This is a genomic window from Henriciella mobilis (assembly GCF_003576285.1).
GTDB lineage: Bacteria > Pseudomonadota > Alphaproteobacteria > Caulobacterales > Hyphomonadaceae > Henriciella > Henriciella mobilis.
In genome coordinates, this window is record NZ_QWFX01000007.1 from 1 (window position 1) to 16,378 (window position 16,378).

Annotated in this window: 14 protein-coding genes; 5 read left to right on the forward strand and 9 right to left on the reverse strand. The window is 56.4% G+C overall.

The window, feature by feature from the left end; translation table 11 throughout:
* Positions 1-67 precede the first annotated feature (67 nt).
* A protein-coding gene (locus tag D1223_RS08920; RefSeq protein WP_119375279.1) for an IS3 family transposase occupies positions 68-1,206 on the forward strand; the annotation gives its coding sequence in 2 pieces (ribosomal slippage) (positions 68-326 and positions 326-1,206; 1,140 coding nt in all).
* Between the two features lie 602 nt (positions 1,207-1,808).
* Here the strand turns inward: D1223_RS08920 and D1223_RS08925 are convergent.
* From D1223_RS08925 to D1223_RS08945, 5 genes are all read right to left on the reverse strand, one after another.
* Positions 1,809-2,792, reverse strand: coding sequence for a hypothetical protein (locus D1223_RS08925; RefSeq protein ID WP_147372746.1), 984 nt, complete (start codon positions 2,790-2,792; stop codon positions 1,809-1,811).
* 45 nt (positions 2,793-2,837) lie between these two features.
* Positions 2,838-4,565 carry a tyrosine-type recombinase/integrase gene (locus D1223_RS08930; protein ID WP_119376102.1) on the reverse strand — a complete coding sequence of 576 codons (1,728 nt, stop codon included), beginning with the start codon at positions 4,563-4,565 and terminating at the stop codon, positions 2,838-2,840.
* A 490-nt stretch (positions 4,566-5,055) separates the two neighbouring features.
* The gene (locus D1223_RS08935) at positions 5,056-6,561 is read right to left on the reverse strand and encodes a recombinase family protein (RefSeq protein ID WP_119376103.1); all 1,506 of its coding nucleotides are present in this window, start codon (positions 6,559-6,561) and stop codon (positions 5,056-5,058) included.
* Entirely contained in the window at positions 6,558-6,947 is a 390-nt protein-coding gene (locus D1223_RS08940; protein WP_119376104.1) for a DUF2924 domain-containing protein, read from the reverse strand. The genes D1223_RS08935 and D1223_RS08940 overlap by 4 nt, the downstream gene beginning before the upstream one ends.
* Positions 6,944-7,180: a DUF3489 domain-containing protein gene (locus tag D1223_RS08945; RefSeq protein ID WP_119376105.1), complete on the reverse strand. Its 237-nt coding sequence runs from the start codon at positions 7,178-7,180 to the stop codon at positions 6,944-6,946. The genes D1223_RS08940 and D1223_RS08945 overlap by 4 nt, the downstream gene beginning before the upstream one ends.
* 178 nt (positions 7,181-7,358) lie before the next feature.
* On the opposite strand from D1223_RS08945, the gene D1223_RS08950 reads away from it, so the two are divergent.
* Positions 7,359-7,562 (forward strand): hypothetical protein, encoded by a 204-nt coding sequence (locus D1223_RS08950; RefSeq protein ID WP_119376106.1) that lies wholly within the window; start codon positions 7,359-7,361, stop codon positions 7,560-7,562.
* A 168-nt stretch (positions 7,563-7,730) separates the two neighbouring features.
* On the opposite strand, the gene D1223_RS08955 is transcribed toward D1223_RS08950, so the two are convergent.
* From D1223_RS08955 to D1223_RS08970, 4 genes are all read right to left on the reverse strand, one after another.
* Positions 7,731-8,927: an acetyl-CoA C-acetyltransferase gene (locus tag D1223_RS08955; protein ID WP_119376107.1), complete on the reverse strand. Its 1,197-nt coding sequence runs from the start codon at positions 8,925-8,927 to the stop codon at positions 7,731-7,733.
* A gap of 13 nt (positions 8,928-8,940) precedes the next feature.
* Positions 8,941-10,065 carry a CaiB/BaiF CoA transferase family protein gene (locus D1223_RS08960; RefSeq protein ID WP_119376108.1) on the reverse strand — a complete coding sequence of 375 codons (1,125 nt, stop codon included), beginning with the start codon at positions 10,063-10,065 and terminating at the stop codon, positions 8,941-8,943.
* 120 nt (positions 10,066-10,185) lie between these two features.
* The gene (locus tag D1223_RS08965; RefSeq protein ID WP_119376109.1) at positions 10,186-11,424 is read right to left on the reverse strand and encodes an acetyl-CoA C-acetyltransferase; all 1,239 of its coding nucleotides are present in this window, start codon (positions 11,422-11,424) and stop codon (positions 10,186-10,188) included.
* A gap of 83 nt (positions 11,425-11,507) precedes the next feature.
* Positions 11,508-12,302 (reverse strand): enoyl-CoA hydratase/isomerase family protein, encoded by a 795-nt coding sequence (locus D1223_RS08970; RefSeq protein WP_119376110.1) that lies wholly within the window; start codon positions 12,300-12,302, stop codon positions 11,508-11,510.
* Positions 12,303-12,429: 127 nt separating this feature from the next.
* Between D1223_RS08970 and D1223_RS08975 the strand changes: the two genes are divergently transcribed.
* From D1223_RS08975 to D1223_RS08985, 3 genes are all read left to right on the forward strand, one after another.
* Positions 12,430-13,548 carry an acyl-CoA dehydrogenase family protein gene (locus tag D1223_RS08975; protein WP_119376111.1) on the forward strand — a complete coding sequence of 373 codons (1,119 nt, stop codon included), beginning with the start codon at positions 12,430-12,432 and terminating at the stop codon, positions 13,546-13,548.
* A 1-nt stretch (position 13,549) separates the two neighbouring features.
* Positions 13,550-14,755 (forward strand): acyl-CoA dehydrogenase family protein, encoded by a 1,206-nt coding sequence (locus D1223_RS08980; protein ID WP_119376112.1) that lies wholly within the window; start codon positions 13,550-13,552, stop codon positions 14,753-14,755.
* Between the two features lie 93 nt (positions 14,756-14,848).
* The gene (locus D1223_RS08985) at positions 14,849-16,378 is read left to right on the forward strand and encodes a class I adenylate-forming enzyme family protein (RefSeq protein WP_119376113.1); all 1,530 of its coding nucleotides are present in this window, start codon (positions 14,849-14,851) and stop codon (positions 16,376-16,378) included.

Consider the following 16,378-nt stretch of genomic DNA (forward strand, 5'->3'; position numbering starts at 1 on the left):
GTGGTCTGCTCCCTGAAAAGTGGTCCATTATTTGAGTTAGTTCCGGCTTCAGATATGGAGCTGAGACATGGGCAAGAGATCTACGCCTGAAGAGATTATTGCGAAGCTGCGGGAGGTGGAGGTGCGCCTTGCTCGCGGTGAGACGACGGGTCAGGCCGTGCGTTCGATCGGCGTGACGGAGCAGACCTACTACCGGTGGCGCAAGGAGTATGGCGGGCTGCAGGTTGGCCAGGCCAAGCGGATGAAGGAGATCGAGAAGGAGAATGCGCGGCTTCGCCGGGCGATCTCCGATCTGACCCTCGACAACCAGATCCTTCAGGAAGTCATCAAGGGAAAGTTCTAAGCCCTTCACGCAAACGCGAAGCGGTCGATCATGTGGTTGAGACACTCGGCGCAACCGAGCGCCGGGCCTGCCGTGTGATCGGCCAGCACCGTTCCACTCAGCGCAAGCCGCGCGTGCCGCGTCAGGACGAGGATGTGCTGACAGCAGCCATCATCGCCCTGGCGGAACGGTTCGGCCGGTATGGCTACCGCCGGATCACGGCCCTGCTGAGACGGGATGGCTGGCATGTGAACGAGAAGCGCGTCTATCGCATCTGGCGGCGTGAGGGGCTGAAAGTGCCAATGAAACAACCGAAACGTGGACGCCTCTGGCTGAATGACGGTTCGTGCGTAAGACTTCGGCCAGCGCACAAGGGCCATGTCTGGTCATATGACTTCGTGCAGGACCGCACCCATGACGGCAAGGTGTTCCGCATGCTGTGCGTCATAGATGAGTTCACCCGCGAATGTCTCGCCATCCGCGTCGAACGCAAGCTCAACTCGCGTGATGTGCTCGACACGCTGGGCGAGCTGTTCGTGCATCATGGCCCGCCGGAGCATATCCGCTCCGATAATGGCCCCGAGTTCATCGCCACAGCTCTACGGGACTGGCTGGCACGTATCGGCGTGAAGACGCTCTATATCGAACCGGGAAGCCCATGGGAAAACGGATACTGCGAAAGCTTCAACTCCAAGCTCAGGGACGAGTTGCTGGCGAGGGAGATCTTCTATGATCTCAGGGAGGCCAAAGTCCTGATCGAAACCTGGCGGCGGCACTACAACACCGCGCGCCCACACTCTTCTCTGGGCTACCGGCCACCCGCTCCACAAACCATCTTGCCCGCGGCGTTCATACCGCCTTACTGTGACGAGGTAGCGGCATGAACGCCGCTACGTGGAAACCGCCGGACTAACATTACCGGTGGACCACCCCTGTGGGGCAGAGCACCGCCAACCAGAAACATTCCCAATGCGGTCATAAATCCCAGAAAAGGAATATGCCAAACTACATTTCCTAGTGCAGCCATAAACGCGTCCCCCCCCATTTGGCTTTGCAATTAACCAAGATTACAGGAAATTCACGCGCTCAATGTCAAGAAAAATCTCCTTCAGCGGGAATAATCACCATTTTTGATTTTGCTGAACCGGACGCCTTGGAGACCGCATTCACGGGGTGAATAAAGATCCAACCTGAAGGTCTGAGATTACTTATACGGCTAGAAACGACACATAAGCTCACACAGCGCGGTTCGTAGAAAAAGGCCTAAGAGTGCGCTGGAGGCCTTAAGCGCGCGTCAGCGGCCTTCTCTGTCGGTTTGTGCGCCTATCACTGTAGCGTCCATTGCAGTTTGTGCGATTGAGTAACTATAAGGGAGTGTGGCAGTGCGCGGGAAAATCTGGCGGCACTCCGGTTTGGCAGGTTGCGATTTTTCTATGACATCGATGATCCTGGCAGAGCCTCGGGATAGCCTATGCATCGCCGAGGCTCACGCTTTCATCCATTGTCTGACTTCGGATCGAAAAGCTTCGTACATTGCTTTACCCTGCCGACGACATCCAAGTGTGCACGAGAAGTTATCGCCATTGATTAGTTTCTGCGTCGTCACGCTGTGTTTCAGAGAGTATTCCGACCAGCGCAAACGAGGCCCGGCTGCACTCAGCTCCACGGCCTTGCTGGATTTTAAGCCGCTGAATGATTGAAGAGCTGCTTTCGTTTGTGCCTGGATCTTGGCGTCTGTTCCGCATGCGATTGCGCCGTGCAAATGAAAGCCAAACTTTGAGCCTCGCTCCACGGCAAACCAGAAATCAGGAGCATGGCCTCCGAGCCGACGCTTGAGAGTGCTCCTGAGACGATCTTGGAGGTGGGTTGCAAAGCCAGTCTTTGCGAGTTTTGCGCCGTCGATCGCTTTGTCCGAAAGATTTACAGTGAATGGTACGATCGACTGAGGGTTCATTGCCCAGCTGATGAAACAAGACCGAAGGAGGTGAGTGCACTTATCCCAACCATAGACCCTAACTTTTTGCCTGGTCAGCTTCTCCCTCAGTTTGAGCCGTCTCTTCAGAACCTTCTTCTTTTTCGGATCTGGGGACGAGGCCAACCGAGTGATTTGGACTAGTAGGTCATCGAAGGATGTTAGCGGGACTGTAGCGAGCTTGATGTTGATGAGATTCTGCTCGTTGAGAAATTTTTGTGCGAGCGCATCAACTAATACATAGCCACCGCTATCAGTGGCCTCATCTTCTACAATGCTCAGTATTTGAAGGGTTTTTTCGTCTCTATCCAAGCTGGCACGCGGCGGTAGTGTCGGAGATTCAGCAGCGCCGCTCGCGTATTTAGCTCGTTGAGCTTTGAGCTCTTCTTTTTCCAGCGCACTCTGCTTGCGTCGCTTCGCCCGACGCATGCCAGCCTCAAGGTTATTGTCGATTCTCCGTTTAGCTTTTTTGATATCAGCCGGGGTCGGTGTTCGCATGATGGATGCGGTAGCGTTCCACATCCGCGATTGCAAACCCTGTGCTCACGCGAGTTGACTGGGTAGGTCCAATTGCTCGTACCGAACGCTGACAACGAATTCGTCGTAAATCCTGTCCATCATCGACGTGTAGTAGATGTCAGAAATATCCTTCTTGGCTACTGCATGTCCGAGAACAAAGCGTCTGTGGATTGGATTGAAATGTGTGTTGATCAATTCCGTCGACAACGTGTGACGCAAACAGTGGAAGCTCGGATTAGGCGAGCCTCCGACGACACTTGCGACCTTAAGGTTAAAGTTCCGAATGCAGCGAGCGTCTGACAGCTTCTTGCCCTTTGGTGCAGTCCAGCCCGGAAACAGGCGCTCGCTGCCCATAGCTTGCTGTTCGTCAATGTATCGGATGAAACCTAGTCGCTCGAGATCAGGGTGAATTGGCACCCAGCGGTATGCGCTGTCAGTCTTGGTTCCCTTTATTTCGAGGTAAGGCTTCAATCGCTGTACGGGATCGACGAACTGAAGGCTGCTTGGTGTCAGTGCTCCTATCTCCGAAGCCCGCAGGCCGGTGTACAGTGCAATGATCGCCGGCCAATAAAAGTGGTCCTTGATCAGAGTATTGCCAGGTCTGTTTCTGCGAGCTTTGTCGCGGAATCCTGTAAAGACAGGTTGGCTAAATATAAGCCGCAGCTCATCTATGTAAAATGAACGGCGATGCGGTGCTTGTTTAGTCGAGCCACTTACTTTGATGCCATAGAATGGATTGGTAGAAACCAATTTCCTTGTCACCGCCTCGGTGACTGCAGTGCTCAGTGGACCGATGTAATTTGTCTTTACCGTTTTCGCTTTAAGGCGCGGATATGGAGTTTCTCGTCGATTGTTAGCGTCGATCGCTGCATTCAGTGGCAACCCCTTAAAGCGCAAGTCGTAGCGAGCTGGAACTTGTCCCATTAGATCAATAAAGTCGATTGCATCGCTACGGGTGATCTTGCTGAGCTCCTCGTAGCTCATCAATGAGCGCCAGGCGGAACCAGCCGCCTCAAGCTTTTTCAGCATGTCGGTCTTTTCGGGAAATCTACGCTTATAATCCTCGATAGCATCATGAATGGTGAAGTCTCGTTGCTTCCGCTCGGTTTCTTTGCGTCGTCGATCTGACTCGAACTCGATGTCGTTCGAGGCGGCACGCTCGAAAATAACCTTGATCGCTCTCTTCTCAGCCCTAGTGAGAAGGTCCACAGTGTATTCAATAAGCTCGTCCTGGTCAGTCGTGTCCCAGTTGTTCCGTTCCCAAATTTCGGCGGCGAACTCGGCGCTTCTCTCAGGAAGGGTCTGATTGAGCTTCTCAAGCCGATCGTCCCAAATCGACTCGTTTAAGCCGCCAATAATCTTGCCGCCGATATGACCAAACTCACGATTGTCCCGAAGGTCGTTGTCGAAATTGTATTGAGCCAAATAATCAGTATACCACCGTTCGACGGATAGTCGTATCTCTGACCGTTTGGGGACACGCAGCTTTATCAGCTTCTGACGACGCGTAGCGGTATCGATTTTCTTGGATGACGGATCGACCGTTTCGCGCAATTGAGCGCAAATCGATTTGTAGGTTGCCAGCGCTTCGTTCCAGGCAGGCAGCGCTTCTTCGATTTCTGATGTACCTAAACTGACCTGAAATGCCTCAGGAAGATTAGGGTTGGCTCGTCGGTCCTTGGCCGGATAACGACGCCGGAAATATAATCGACCGTTCGGGTTTCGAATGATGTAGGGAAGGGGTTTGGACATCTGATTGTGATGCAATGTGTGTGAAAATATTTCAACACAAGTCACTGTAAAATAACAAGCTTATGTAAATTATAGAGAAAAATGTGTGGTGGGTAAGAATCCCTTCCTCTCCGCCAGCCAGTTTCCCGAAAATCAACGAATTCGAGACGTCCCCGAATAGTCCCGATAATTCCGGGACTTGCCGGCGCTATCAGCGACTGATTTCGGGATTTCCCGTCTCCATTCCGAACCAATTGTCGCCTTTCAGGCAAAAGTCTCCGCGGCCGATTTTTTCAGTCAAGTTTGGCGAGGAATTCCCTGATAATGGCCGATTTACAGGGAATTTCGCGAATTTAACAGGGAATGCCGGATTCTGGCTCCTCCAAATCGCCCGTCACCATTGGGGTTTTGGGCGAAATTCCCTAAACGCAGGAACAGGGAATTTAATTTCAGGAACAGGGAATTTTTCCGAGATAACAGGGAAGCTTCACCAATGGATCAGGGAAGCCGATCAGCCCAGGAAAATCGGTTCCTGATCTTCCCAATTCACCGGGATCGAAATCTTGGAAAGCTGGTAGGCTGAGATGTGAGGCGCCTGGCGTCCTTCACTGATCGCTTCGAGAATTCTCGGCGACAGAAATGCCAGATCCAGATTGTGCGTGATGTAGGATGGCGAAACATTCTGCTCGGCTGCGATGTCGCTGATCGCGCGTCCGGCTTTGATGGCGTCGAGCCAATCCATGGCTTGGACGATCCGACGGATCAGGGCCCGATCGACCTTTCGAGACATGCCAGCATTTTCGAGTACGAGTTTCCGCTCAACGCCGCGGCGGCGTTGCATAAATGGAACGCGGATTGGGTGGGCGCTCTCTTGTCCGGCGGGGTGGATTTCGAGCTCTTTCGGACCAACCACCAGCCGGTCGATCTGTTCCAGCGCTTCGCGCTGCGATGGTGCGACATCAGCGGATTGTTGTCGAACGTCAGGGTGATGGATCAGCGCATTGAACGCAGCCTGTTCCAGCTGGATGGCGGGTAAGCGCAGCTCATCGTCGGCTGAGACATAGTAGCGATATCGCCGCTGCCCTTTTTGAGCATGATGGGCGTAGAACGACCGTCCATTCTCGTCGAACACTTTGCCAGCGAGTGGGGAGGGATTGGCGGCATTCTTCCTTGTCGTCCTGGCCACACGGTTGTTCGCGAGCGTCTCCTGAACCCGGCCCCAAAGCGCTTCCGAAATGATCGCTTCATGCAGGCCATCATAGACCTGGTCACGATGCTTGATCTTACCCCGATAGAGCGGGTTGGAGAGCAGCTGATAAAGATGGCCCGTTGTGAATGGCTTGCCGCCGGCCACACGGCCCGAGGCGAACACATGCTGCTTGGTTCGCAGTCCTGAAGTTTCGGCATAGTCCTTCAGTTTCCGGACTGTGCCTAGATCGACATAGGTCTCGAACAGGGTTCTAATCGTCTCAGCCTCACACTTGTTGATCACGAGGCCGCCATCGGTCTTGTCGTAGCCCAGTGGTAGGACGCCGCCCATCCACATGCCCTTCTTCTTGGAGGCCGCGATCTTGTCGCGGATCCGTTCGGCCGTGACCTCCCGCTCAAATTGGGCGAAGGAAAGCAGGACGTTCAGCGTCAGCCGGCCCATGCTGGAGGCCGTGTTGAACTGCTGGGTCACCGAGACGAAGGATGCGCCTGTGGCCTCGAACCGTTCGACCAGCCGGGCAAAGTCGGCGAGCGAGCGTGTCAGGCGATCGATCTTGTAGACGACGACCATGTCTATGCGGTCGGCTTCGATTTCAGCGAGAAGGGCCTTAAGGGCAGGGCGGTCCATGGTTCCACCGGATATCCCGCCATCATCATATCGCTGCGGCAGAAGCTTCCAGCCTTCGTGTCGCTGCGACCGGATATAGGCCTCACAGGCCTCCCGCTGCGCATCGAGCGAGTTGAAGGCCTGGTCGAGGCCTTCGTCGGAGGACTTCCGCGTATAGATGGCGCAGCGGACCTTTTTCATGTCTGCACACCGAAGAAGCGAGGCCCGGACCACTTGGTCCCGGTGATCTCCTTGGCGATTGCGCTCAGCGATCGCCAGGTCTTGCCGTTCCAGCGATAGCCGGCCTCGGTGATATCGACGGTGTGCTCGACGCCGTTCCATTCCCGAATGAGGCGCTGGCCGCTGCTGGCCGGCAAGGTGCTGTCGGCCGCGGACCCAGCTAGCCGTCGCAGCTTGCGAACAAGCGCCGCCCGTGGCCGACTCGAGGCTTGCCATTGGTTTTCGCAGGTCAGGATCTTCGCCATCATGGGCGAGCGGAGCTTGGGCGGCGGCGCTGAACCGATCATCTCGGTCCAGCAAGCGATGAGGTCGTCTCGCGAAAGACGCTTGAAGTCGGTCCGGCTCACGCCTTGTCTCCGCGCAGCTTGAACCGGGCGGCAGACTTTTCGGTCTTTGCGATCCGGTCGATGACGTAGCCTCGCTTGCGGAGCCGGGTCATCGCAGCGCGGACCGTGTGTGGCTGCCAGGCAAGCAAGTTGGATAGATGTTTGAGGGTCTGGCCTTTACCGGTCAGGGCCGCGACCAGGCGCGCTTCCTTGGTGCCGTCTCTCGGGGCGTCGATTGTGTGTTGATCAGTCATGGCTTGTCTCCTTTGGATTGTGGGCGCGATCATCCGCTCCCACTGAGACAAGCCCGGGCCGATACCGGGCCGCGCTTTATATTGTCGAAGACAGCAATGCTCCGAATGCGCGGCAAGTCCAGCGGCTGTCGAAAAAGCTGCGTGGACTGGTAGCGTGAGGTCGCGCCATGTGGCCGACATGGACGAACTAGACCCAATCCGAGCACTGGTCGTTGAAGCGATGGCCGAGCTAGAGCAAGCGCTGGTCGCTGGTCTGCCGGCGCAGGCGCCGGCGTCAGGCAAGCGCGAGATTGCGCTTAGCCTGGCGGCTTTAAGGGAGCGGATCGAAAATGCTGTACGGAAAATCGAAAAAGCTGAGAGTTTACTTTCTGCCGTCCGCTAGATCCCGAAAGCAGACATTGAGAAGCTTTGCTTTCCTTCGTCCCGCGCTTCCCCGCACTGTCAGACCGTGTTTACATTGTTTGTGCTTTGAGACCCAAGTCTGGACCACTGCCGGTTAGAGTTTTCCGGCTTTTTCACGATGGCCAACTGGTGATGTCAGCGTGATTAATCAGGCTCTTTCGAATATCGCAGCCATTCCCTGCCCACCGCCAATACACATGGTTTCAAGTCCATAGCGGACGTCCCGACGCTTCATCTCATGCAACAGGGTGGCCATGATGCGCACACCGGTAGCGCCAATAGGATGACCAAGGGAAATGCCGGATCCATTTACATTGAGGATGGATTGGTCATCCCAGTCCAGGCTTTTCAGGCAAGCCAGAACCTGAGCGGCAAAGGCCTCATTTATCTCAACCAATCCCATGTCGTGAATTGAAAGGCCGGTCTTCTTGAGCACTTTCCGGGTTGCCGGCACAGGGCCTATACCCATTCTCGACGGATCGCATCCTACCGCCGACCACCCCTTCAGAAAGGCCATCGGCTCGAGTCCGAACTCCTGGAGTCTGTCTTCGGAAACGACAAGGCAGGCGGCAGCGGCATCGTTCTGCTGCGCAGCATTTCCAGCTGTCACGGTTCCGTCCTTCATCAGGACACGCAGCTTGCTTAGAGACGCCGGCGTGCTTTCGGCACGGACACCCTCGTCGCGATCGAAGGTAATCGAATCCCCTTTGCGTTGAGGAACTTCGACGGAAACGACTTCATCATCGAATTTGCCGCTCTCCCAGGCCGCTGCGGCTCTCTGATGGCTCCGGGCCGCGAATGCGTCGGCGTCTTCCCGGGAAATCTGAAAATCGCGCGCCAGGTTTTCGGCTGTTTCGATCATACCGGATATCGGTCCGAAGCGTTCGACGGGCTGAGATCGTTCGCGACCACGGTCCAGTCGGTCGTAAAAGCGGGTGGTGCCCGAACGTGCACCCCAGCGCATATCCGTGGTGTAGTATTCGATATTGGACATGCTTTCGACGCCGCCAGCAAGGACGACGTCGCATGCCCCCGACTCGACCATCATTGCGGCTGTGACGATGGACTGAAGGCCGCCCCCGCAGCGGCGGTCGATCTGCAGCCCCGGTACTTCGATTGGAAGTCCCGCATCAAGCGCTATCCACCGGCCGACGCATGGCGTTTCGCTGTTTGCATAGGACTGCGCGAAGACAACGTCCTCGATAAGCGAAGGTTCGATACCGGAACGTTTCAGGACTTCGCGTGTAACAATGCCGCCAAGCTTTTCGACGGGGACGGGTAGGAGCGATTTTCCGAAGGAACCAACTGGTGTTCGAACAGGGCTGACGATAGCGGCACGTGGCATGGCTTGGGGGCTCCTAAGGATTGCTAGGTGACGTTTCTTTCCAGCGAAGAAGAGTTTGCTCGCCGGCTTCACCGGGCGCGGCGGCTGGTGACTGAATGGCCGAGGGTGTGCGCGAAAGACGGGGAGCGGGAACGGGTTGCTCAAACCCGCCAATATTCGCATACATCCCTCGCTCGCGAGAAGCGGGGCTCTTCTGGGCCTCGTCGAGCGTAAGCACCTTATTGATGCAGGCGTCGAGCGGCACGAGCACCTCCATCCACTCATCGGCTGTCTTGGTCCTGAACCTGGATTCAAGCAGCGCGGTCAGCGCGGGCCAGTGGCCAGTGTCGCGTTGCTCGAATTCAAGAAAGTCAGTTGCATCCATGGCGTGCAAAAAGCGCGCGTAGAATTGTGGTTCGAGAGAGCCGACGGCGACATGGCGACCGTCGGAACATTCATATGTGCGATAGAAGGGCGCTGCGCCGCTGAGGATGTTCTGCTCATATCCAGGCTTCAAGGAACCAGATTGGTACGCGCCCGTGACCATTCCAAGAAGACTGGTCACGCCATCCACGATGGCTGCATCTACGATCTGTCCTCTTCCGGATGAGGTCCGCTCGAACAAAGCTGCCGCAATTCCGAGCGCGAGATAGAGCGCTCCGCCACCAAAGTCGGCAAGCAGGTTGAGTGGAGGCTTGGGTGGCCGACCAGGTTCAGACAGCTCATGAAGTGCGCCGGTCGCGGCGAGATAGTTGATATCATGGCCGGCATGAGAGGCATCCGGCCCTTCCTGTCCAAAGCCCGTCATGCGGCCATAGATTAGGGATGGATTGATAGAGTGAAGGTCGTCCGGACCCAGACCCAATCGCTCCATGACGCCGGGCCGATTGCCCTCGACCACGACATCTGCAATTGCGCAAGCCTGCCTCGCGCGCGCCAGGCCGCCCCGCGATTTCAGATCCAAAACAATCGAGGGACGGCCCCGCTGCAGGACGGGGTTTGGGCCTGTTCCAGCAACACCAGATGGTCGGTCGATGCGGAGGATGTCGGCCCCCATGTCCGAGAGGAGCATGCAGCAAAATGGGCCCGGGCCAATGCTCGCAAATTCCACGACCTTCACACCCTTGAGCGGGCCTCTGACTGTTGTTTGTGAGATCACTCGGATGCTCCAGCTTGTTGCACACCTTGTAAGACCCTGTCACCAGTGCGTCTCTGAGACGAAAGACAGTCTTGATCGCGACAGAGGGACTTTTCCTGAGTTCACCGAAGCCGGAGCAGCTCAGAGACGTTCTATGATTATGGCAGGAGCCATGCCGCCCGCAGCGCACATGGTGACAAGCGCGTACTTGCCTCCTGTCCGTTCGAGTTCGTCGAGCGCGGTGCCGATAAGGATCGAGCCGGTCGCGCCGATCGGATGGCCGAGGGCCATCGCGCCACCATTGATGTTGACCTTGTCGCGCGGCAGGTCGAGATCCCGGATGAATTTTTCAGCCACAACGGCGAAAGCTTCGTTGATTTCCCACACATCGATATCGTTCTTCGTCAGACCGGCACGCTGAAGGGCCTTTTTCGCAGCAGGGACGGGCGCGTTGAGCATCAGGGTCGGGCAGTCACCGACATTGACCGCGGTCACGATCTTGGCCCGCGGTCTCCAACCGTGCTTCTTCGCGTATTCAGGCGAAGCCAAGAGAATTGCGGCCGATCCATCAACCACGCCGGAGGAATTTCCAGCATGGTGAATATGCTGGATATCGACGTCGGGATACTTCTTGTTGATCAGCGACCGATACGTATTGCCCTTGTCATCGACAGGGATGTCCGCAAGAGCGGCAAAGGAAGCTTTCAGGCCCGCAAGACTTTCCCTGGTTGTGTTGGGACGAGGAAATTCCTCGTGATCAAGTGCAACCGAGCCGTCTTCGTTATGGACGGCTACAAGGCTCTTTTCGAACCATCCTTCCGCTATGGCTCTTGTTGCACGTTTCTGACTTTCGACAGCGAGCTCTTCGGTTGCTTCGCGGCTGATGCCCTCAATCGTTGCAATGGCGTCGGCGCACACACCCTGATTGGATTGAGGATGCAGTTCCCGAAGTTGCGGATTGTCCTTGTCCATGAGGGGCAGACGCGTCGGATCTGCCAGTGAGGCCGTGAAGGACATCATGTCAGTTCCGCCGGCAACGACGAGGTCCTCCATGCCTGACATGATCTGACCGGCGCCGAAGCTGACAGAGGTAATGCCAGAGCCGCAAAACCGGTCCAGAGTGACACCAGAGGCTTTCACATCATATCCTGCAAGAAGGGCGGACATCCGTCCAAGGTCCGCGCCCTGCTTGTCCACCTGGGTTGCGCAGCCCCAGATGATGTCGTCGACTTCATCGGTCTTGAGATTGTTGCGATCCTTGATGGCCTTGAGCACGGTCGCGCCCAGTACTTGAGGATGAAGATGGGCCAGGGATCCTTTCCCCACCTTGCCGATCCCTCGCGGGGTACGAACGGCGTCGATAATGTATGCTTCCGGCATATCGAAATCCTCACACAAGGTTTATTTGTATTACCTAGTTACACAAGTGAAAGAATTCGGCAAGCCTAATGGATCTATCTCTGTCATCGAGTTGTGAATGACTTGGCTTTTCCCATAATGGCAGCCCTATCGACCTGTGCAGTGCCTATCGGATTACCGATCTGGCAATATTTCAGCGCGGTTCTGAGGGCCACGGATCGTGGCATATCGAGGGATTCCCAGATCGCCTTGACCGATCCGGCTGTTGCAGCCGGTGGCTTGGACGCAATGATTGCCGCCAGTTCCGCCGCGCGTGACCATAATTCCTCATTTGGAGTAACCTCAGAAACAAGACCGAGCCGCAACGCGGTATGCGCCGAAATGCGCTCGTCATTTCCAAGAAGGGTCATCCGCATGACGTCGCCGAGCGGCATTCGGTAGGTGGCGCCGATCGGTTCGAGCGCCGCCGTCATGCCATAGGTGACATGTGGGTCGAAAAAGGTTGCATCTTCAGAACAGATTACGATGTCGCTCTCATTGATCCAGTAGAACGCCCCGCCGGCGGCCATTCCGTGTACGGCGCAAATGACAGGTTTCCAGCAACGGTTGGACTTCGGACCCAGCTGTTCTCCTGGATCTTCGGCAACCCAGATATCGTCATGCATCACAGCGCCGCCTGGCTGGTTTGCGGCCTTGACGTCGACCCCACTCGAAAACGCCCGACCCGGCGCAGCGCGCAACACGGTGCAGTGGATATCACTCGTTTCGGCAATATGACGCCAGACTGTGGAAAAGTCGGACATCATCTGCCGGGTGAATGAGTTCATCGCGCCAGGCCTGTTGATGGTAACTGTGGCGACGTGATCATTCACCTCGAACAGGATTGTTTCAAATTTCATCAGGGACTCCCTTGGATTTCTGTTCTGTTATTCAGATTGACATGATGCCTTCAAAACGGGAAGTGTTAATTGACCTAGTTATATAAGTGGGTAATTATGCGTAAAACGCCAAGGAGGGTAGGCAAGCATGAATTTCGACCTTGCTGAAGAGCAGAAGATGCTGGCTGAACAGGCCAGAGGCCTGCTTGCCGAGCTATCCCCGCCGGACCGGCTTCGCGAGCTTATTGATGGCAACGCAGAATCGGACGAGCAGCTCTGGCGCGCCGTCGCAGAGCTTGGCTTTCTGGGAGCGAGTATTTCCGAAGAGTATGGCGGCCTCGGCCTTGGTGCTCTGGACCTTGGCGTCATCAGCGAGGAGATGGGGCGCGCCGTTGCTGCAGTGCCCTTCTATGCGTCGATTGTCTGCGCCGCAGACGCGATCCAGACATTCGGGGGCGCAGATCAGAAAGAGGTCTGGCTTCCGCGTCTTGCATCTGGTGACACCGTCGGAACCCTCGCGCATGCTGAGGGGCGCCAAGGTTGGTGGCCGCGCGGGGCAGGGGTCAGCTTTGAAAACGGTACAGTATCCGGCATCAAGACACCTGTCGGAGACGCTGGCCTTGCGGAGATGGCGGTTGTCTACTGCAACGTTAAGGGAGTGCCCGCACTCGCGGCGGTGGACCTCACTTCAGATCGGGTAACGCGCCGGAAGCTTGATTCCTTCGACCAGCTTCGCGCCCATTTTGCGATCGAATTTCATGACGCGCCCGCCTCCTTGCTGGATGCAAGCGTGGACGACGAGGAAGCGATCCGATCCCTGATCGACCGGATATCGGTGCAGACGTCCTTTGAAGCCGTTGGTGGCGCAGAAGCCTGCGTCTACATGGCCCGAGACTACGCTATGGATCGCCAGATTTTTGGACGACCCTTGGCCAGCTACCAGGCAATCAAGCACAAGCTCGCCGATATATTGGTAGCAACCGAATTTGCTCGTTCCAATGCATTCTTTGCGGGTTGGGCTTCAGATAACTCGCCGGATGACCTCGCCGTGGCAGCCTCTGCCGCACGCCTGAGCGCAAGCAACGCCTATGAGCAGGCAGCTCGTGAAAACCTACAGATACATGGCGGCATCGGCTATACATTCGAGGCCGACTGTCACTTTCATTATCGCCGCGAACGCACGCTCGCGCTCACACTCGGGCCGCGCCAGTATTGGGCTGACAGGCTTGTCGGCCAGATTCCGGGCAATCAGATGGAGGCCGCTTGACATGGATTTCAACGACACGGCTGAAGAGGCCGAATTCCGGTCTGAGGTCAAAGCCTGGCTCGCCGCGCACGCGCCAGCACACGAGTTGCCGGACGGAGCCGTGCTGGACGACTCCGAGGAAGTGGCGCGGGGCAAGGCTTGGCAACGGGAGCTATATGATGGCGGCTATGCCGGTATCCTGTTGCCGAAATCGCTTGGTGGGCGCGGCGGAACGATCATTGAAGCCGTTGTGTTCGATGAGGAGGAGCGCAAGTACAATCTGCCAAAAGGTCCATATATAGGCATCGGCCTTGGCATGGCGCTCCCGGTCATCGGCAAGCATGGTACTGAAGATCAGATCCGAAAGTTTGTTGAGCCCACGCTGAAAGGCGAGCTGACCTGGTGCCAACTGTTTTCCGAACCAGCCGCAGGCTCGGATCTGGCGGCCGTTCGCACGCGGGCGATAAAGGATGGGGATGCCTATGTAGTGAACGGTCAGAAAGTCTGGTCGTCCTGGGCGCACCATTCCGATTGGGGTATTCTCGTCGTGCGTACCGATCCCAAAGTGGTCAAGCACAAGGGGCTTACTTTCTTTGTTCTCGATATGAAGTCGCCGGGCGTGGATGTGCGACCCATTCGTCAAATTTCCGGCGCATCCGACTTCAACGAAACCTTCCTTACCGATGTCCGAGTACCAGAAGACTGCAGGATCGGAGCGGAAGGTGAGGGCTGGGCCTGCTGCATGACGGTGCTGATGGGCGAGCGGCTCAATCAGGGTGAAGAAGGGCGGATCGAGGAGCTGATGCAGTATGCGGCGCAGACGCCGCGGGATGGGGCCACAGCGCTCGATGATCCAGCTGTTCGCCTCTCGCTTGCAACCGCATATGCAGAAGAGCGCGCTGCGAAGTATTTCCAGGCGCGTCTGCGAACCATGGTGTCACGCGGTGAAAACCCGGGGGCATTAGCGTCGATGATGAAGCTCACCTATGCAAGCCGTCTCCAGAAGACGTCAGGACTGGCGATGGAGATTCGAGGCACAGATGCACTCGCGCCGGATAGTGACGCCGTCGCCACGAGGGAAATCTGGCATGACTATATCTGGTCTACTGCCCTGCGTATCGCAGGCGGTGCCGATGAAGTGCTTCGAAACCAGATTTCCGAGCGGGTTCTTGGCATGCCGGGAGAAATGCGCGCCGATAAGGGCGTACCGTTCGATCAACTGAAATAAAATACAACATTCAAGCCTTGCCCCTTTTCAGAAGGTGCACTTAGTTATATAAGAAATCGGGAACGCGGTTTTAATGGTCCCGGAGGCTCACTCATGTCATTTCTATCGGACCTGCTGAATGGCGTTCTCGATATTGATCATTCTAAAGATGTCATCGACTATGAGGGCCAGTGGTACTCATGGGGTGATCTTGCGCGAACAATCAGGGCAATAAAGGCCGAGCTTGACGGGCTCGGACTCGGCGAAGGGGCCAGAATAGGGGTTTTTGTTCGTAATCATCCCGATGTGCTGGCCGGTGTATTAAGCGCGGTCGGGATTGATGGGGTTATGGTCTCGATCAATCCGATGCTCCCGGAAGACAAGCTTAGGGCAGACCTCGAGAGCCTGAATCTTCCCGTGGTCATCGGAACCCGCTCCGATCTCGAGCGGCCGGGCATCCTGCCCGTGCTCAAAAAGGCGGGCACAGCGGTCATAGAGACAAAATCCGTGCTGAAGGGGGCGGGTCTGAAGCCTGGATTTGAGCGGATAACAGGCACACAAACAGTCTATACCCAGCCGGGCGTCATCATCGAAATGCTGACAAGTGGTACGACAGGTGCGCCCAAACGTATCCCTTTGAAGCGCGATGCTTTCATCGAGAGTTTTCGGTCTGCCATGTCCTATGAGAAGGACCGCTCACCCGATGATCCGCCACAATTGCGAAGCGGCGTACAGCTGCTGACAAATCCTATGGCTCACATTGGTGGGCTTTGGGGCGCGCTCAATACTATACTCGGTGGACGCAAGCTCTGCATTGTCGAAAAGTTTTCGGTCGAAGCTTGGGTCGACGCTGTGACCCGGCACCGTCCGGTGGTCGCTGGCGCTGTCCCGACCGGACTGCGAATGATCCTCGACGCAAACTTGCCGGCGGATGTTTTCTCCAGCCTAAAAGCCTTGCGAACAGGTGCGCAGCCACTTGATCCGGCCATCACGCAGGAATTCCTTGACCGCTACGACTTACCGGTTCTCCAGAATTATGGGGCGACGGAATTTTCGGGTGCCGTGGCCGGGTGGTCGCTCGGTGCCTTTCGTAAGTATTACAGGGACAAACCCGGTAGTGTCGGTCGGTTTCAGCCAGGTGTGACAGGACGTGTCGTCGATCCTGAGACTGGTGAACTTCTCAAGCCCGGCGAAGAGGGCGTTCTGGAGATGAAGGCGCGCCAGTTCGGCATTGGCGACAAATGGCTAAGGACGACTGATCGGGCCGTGATCGACGAAGACGGATTTCTTTTTATAAGAGGCCGGGCTGACAACGCCATTATCAGGGGCGGATTCAAGGTCCATCCGGACGATGTCGCCGCGACCCTGGAAAAGCATCCGGCCATTCGGGAAGCAGTCGTCGTAGGTATACCCGATAGGCGCCTGGGTGCTGTGCCGGTCTGTGCGGTTATGCTCAAGAAAGGCGCGTCAGTACCAAGCGATGACGAGCTCAAGGCATTCGCTAAGGAACACCTCACTGCCTACCAGGTGCCCGTGCGATGGAAGGTCGTCGAGGACGTTCCGCGCACTCCGTCCCTGAAGCCGGCTTTGCCTGGTGTCCGGGACATGTTCCTTGCGGCTGAAAACGATCACGCAAACGTATAA